Origin of the sequence: Rhodovulum sp. PH10 (assembly GCF_000293785.1) — a bacterium.
Classification (GTDB): Bacteria; Pseudomonadota; Alphaproteobacteria; order Rhizobiales; family Xanthobacteraceae; genus Rhodoplanes.
Genome location: NZ_AKZI01000078.1, coordinates 1 through 3,525 on the forward strand (window position 1 = coordinate 1; position 3,525 = coordinate 3,525).

The 3,525-nt window shown below is 69.7% G+C and carries 3 protein-coding genes and 1 pseudogene; all 4 read left to right on the plus strand.

The annotated features are described in order from the left end of the window. The first annotated feature begins 348 nt into the window (after window positions 1-348). Window positions 349-519 (plus strand): putative exported protein, encoded by a 171-nt coding sequence (locus A33M_RS23965; protein ID WP_008387850.1) that lies wholly within the window; start codon window positions 349-351, stop codon window positions 517-519. A gap of 323 nt (window positions 520-842) precedes the next feature. After that, window positions 843-2,933 (plus strand): ParB/RepB/Spo0J family partition protein, encoded by a 2,091-nt coding sequence (locus A33M_RS13110; RefSeq protein ID WP_008387851.1) that lies wholly within the window; start codon window positions 843-845, stop codon window positions 2,931-2,933. Between the two features lie 61 nt (window positions 2,934-2,994). Next, window positions 2,995-3,300, plus strand: a complete 306-nt coding sequence (locus A33M_RS25380) for a hypothetical protein (RefSeq protein WP_008387852.1) — start codon at window positions 2,995-2,997, stop codon at window positions 3,298-3,300. Further along, window positions 3,300-3,525, plus strand: a pseudogene (locus A33M_RS13115) (DNA primase); the annotation flags it as partial. The gene A33M_RS25380 and the pseudogene A33M_RS13115, both read left to right, overlap by 1 nt.

Sequence of the window (3,525 nt, forward strand, 5' to 3'; positions counted from 1 at the left end):
GCCACCGGCTGCTGTACCTGAAGTCGAAGCTGAAGCTGCCGAAGATCCGCCGGTTCCGCGACTGGCTGTTCGACGAGCTCGCCGCCTCGCCGATGTGAGACCGAGTTGGGAGCCCTGTAGACAGGGGGCTGCGAGCGGCACACCGAATTCCGACGCCCCTGATCCGCCGTCTTCAGCGGGGGCTGCTCTGGGGCTGCTGCAACATGGCGTTCTCGCGCAATGTCACCCTCCGAGGTTGTGCAGCAAGGATCGCTCGTGCGGCCGCAGCACAAATATGGCCTCGATTTGTGACGCCGGATTCGGTCGCATCGAGCGGAGTAAGTCGCAGAACCGTTCGGTCATTGGAAGTTGCTCACCGTCGCGCTCGCCTCGAACGCGGTGCGCGATCAGTTCGGCAAGCTCGGCATCGAGGAGGTGTCGCCGGACCTGATGACGTCGGCGGGCTTCACCGAGTTCCTGCACAAGGACATCGAGTTCTGTCGCGGTGCCGCGGCCGCCGCGGGCATCACCCCGAAGTGAGATCGTTCCGGTTGTTGCGAGGCCGGGCCGGAGCCGTTTCGTCGCGGCACTCGGGTCGGGCTCGGCGACGTGACGAGCGGTTATCGTTGCTGCTTTCCCGGACCAAACAGCGATCTGCGTGGTCCGCTGGCGCCAAATCGATCCGAAGTGCGTCTCGGCTCGCCGTGCTCGCGGAAGTCTACCGGGTGGCCGGGGCGGAGGTGTTCAACATCGCGGCTCCCGCGGATGCCGCGTCGCCGCGAGAGTGAAAGGTCGGCGAGCCGATCCGTGACGGTTGGAGGTCGGAGAGAGAGGTTTTCGGCCGGCCGTCGTGGAGAAGCATCATGGCGAAGCCTGGTCCCAAGCTCACGCTCAGCGTGTCGCGCGACATTCCGTTCAACAAGCTGGTGCTCAGCCAGTCCAATGTCCGGCGGATCAAGGCCGGCGTCTCCATCGAGGAGCTCGCCGAGGATATCGCCCGCCGGACCCTGCTGCAGAGCCTCTCGGTCCGGCCGATCCTCGACGAGACCGGCGCGGAGACGGGGATCTTCGAGATCCCGGCCGGCGGCCGGCGCTACCGCGCCCTCGAGCTCCTGGTGAAGCAGAAGCGGCTCGCCCGCACCGCGCCCGTCCCGTGCGTCATCCGGATCGACGGCACGCCCGAGGAGGACAGTCTCGCGGAGAACGTCCAGCGCGCTCCTCTTCATCCGCTCGACCAGTTCCGGGCGTTCCTGACGCTGCGGGAGCAGGGGCGCTCCGAGGAGGAGATCGCGGCCGCCTTCTTCATCTCGGTCGGCGTCGTGCGCCAGCGGCTTCGCCTCGCCGCGGTGTCGCCGGTGCTGCTCGACGTTTATGCCGAGGACGGCATGACGCTCGAGCAGCTGATGGCGTTCACGATCAATCCCGATCACGATCGCCAGGAGCAGGTCTGGGAGGCGGTGCAGCGGTCCTTCTCGAAGGAGCCGTATCAAATCCGGCGCCTGCTCACCGAGGGGGCGGTGCGGGCGTCCGACAAGCGGGCGCAATTCGTCGGCTTCGAGGCGTACGAGGCGGCCGGCGGCACCATCCTGCGCGACCTGTTCCAGTCCGACGAGGGCGGCTGGCTGCAGGACCCGGCGCTGCTCGACCGGCTCGCGACCGAGAAGCTGGATCGCGAGGCGGATGCCGTTCGCGCCGAGGGCTGGGCGTGGGTCGAGGTCGCGACGGACTTCCCGTATGGCCACACCTACGGGCTTCGCCGGCTGAGCGGCCAGCAGCGGTCGCTCATCGAGGAGGAGGCGAGCGCCTGCGACGCGCTGCGGGCCGAGTACGACAGGCTCGAGCAGGCTCATGCCGACGCGAACGGTGTCCCCGAGGACGTCGACCAGCGGCTCGCCGAGATCGAGACCGCGCTCGCGGCCTTCGACGACCGCCCTATGGCCTACGACCCGGCCGACATCGCCCGGGTCGGAGCCTTCGTCAGCATCGACGGATCCGGCGGCTTGCGGATCGAGCGCGGGTTCGTCCGCCCCGAGGACGAGCCGCCGGTCGTGTCCTCCGACCGGCCCGAACCCGATATGATGGGTGCAAGCAAGGTCGAAGCGGCCGCCTCCGCCGCCGACCCGGCCGTCACCAGCGACCCGGTGCCCGAGCCGGAGGAGGAGGAGGGCGTGCGGCCGCTCCCCGACCGGCTGCTCACCGAGTTGTCCGCGCATCGCACCGTGGCGTTACGGGATGCGCTCGGCAGCGACCCGGATACCGCCTTCCTGGCGGCCCTCCATGTCCTGTGCCTGAAGCTCTTCTACCGCTACGGCCTCGACTCCTGCCTGGAGATCGAGCCGAAGAGCGCGATGTTCGGCAGCCAAGCCCCCGGTCTCGCCGACACCGTCTCTGCGCAGGCGATCGACGCTCGCCACGCGGCGTGGGCCACCCAGCTCCCGAAGGACTCGGGCGCGCTGTGGGACGGGCTCTTCGGCTTCGACCACGACAGCCGGTGGGCGCTGTTCGCGCACTGCGTCTCGCTCACCGTGAACGCCGTGCACGAGACCTACAATCGGCGGCCAAAGGCGCTCGCCCACGCTGATCGCCTCGCCGAGACGGTCGGCCTCGACATGGCGGCGGTCGGGTGGCGCCCGACCGTCGACACCTATCTCGGCCGTGTCACCAAGGGCCGCATCCTCGCGGCCGTGCGAGAAGCGAAGGGCAGAGGGGCGGCGGATCGCATCGACCATCTCAAGAAGCCCGAGATGGCGAGCGCCGCGGAGGCGCTGCTCGCGGGCACGGGCTGGGTTCCGGAGCCGCTGCGGACGCCGGGTCAGGACGTCGTCGTTCGTGCCGCAGTCGAGGCCGACACCGGCGAAGCGCAATCGGCGGCAGCCGGCGGCGAACCGGCCATGGACCAATCCGGCGAGGACGAGGAAGAATCCGAACCGTCGGCGGGTATCTCCGCCGAATAACCCCAACCAGAGGAGACCTCCGGCCCGCCTCACCGGCGGGCCACTTTTTGGGAGGTGAACGATGCCCGGACCCGCCGCCGATCTCGCCAGGCGACTCGCGCGCGACGCCGAGGCCGTGTGCCGCCATTACCTCTCGAACGGCCGCCGCCAGGGCCGCTACTGGGTGGTCGGCGACGTCGCGAACAGCCCGGGCCGCAGCCTCTATGTCCGGCTGCACGGGTCCGACAGCGGCAAGGGCGCCGCCGGCAAGTGGACCGATTATGTTGCGGCGCTGGTTATGTTGCGGCCCCGCGCTGGACGGCCGTATTGCAGGGGATCGGCAGCTTTTGCGCAACATAACCTCAGCCCGTCAGGGAGGGTCGCGTGATGCCGCGCGACGCTTCCGAGCTGGCGCGGCGTCTCGCCCGGGACGCCGAGACGGTCTGCCGCCATTACCTGTCGAAGGGGCGGCGCCAGGGTCGCTACTGGGTGGTTGGCGACGTGCGCAACACGCCCGGCCGGTCGATGTTCGTCCGGCTGAGCGGGCCGGACTCCGGCCCCGGGGCCGCCGGGCGCTGGACCGATGCCGCCTCGGCCGAGCACGGCGACCTGC

What these genes read in the sequence shown, in the direction of transcription:
- A33M_RS13110 (WP_008387851.1), top strand. Translation starts at nt 843, where the DNA reads ATGGCGAAGCCTGGTCCCAAGCTCACGCTCAGCGTGTCGCGCGACATT.
- A33M_RS25380 (WP_008387852.1), top strand. Translation starts at nt 2,995, where the DNA reads ATGCCCGGACCCGCCGCCGATCTCGCCAGGCGACTCGCGCGCGACGCC.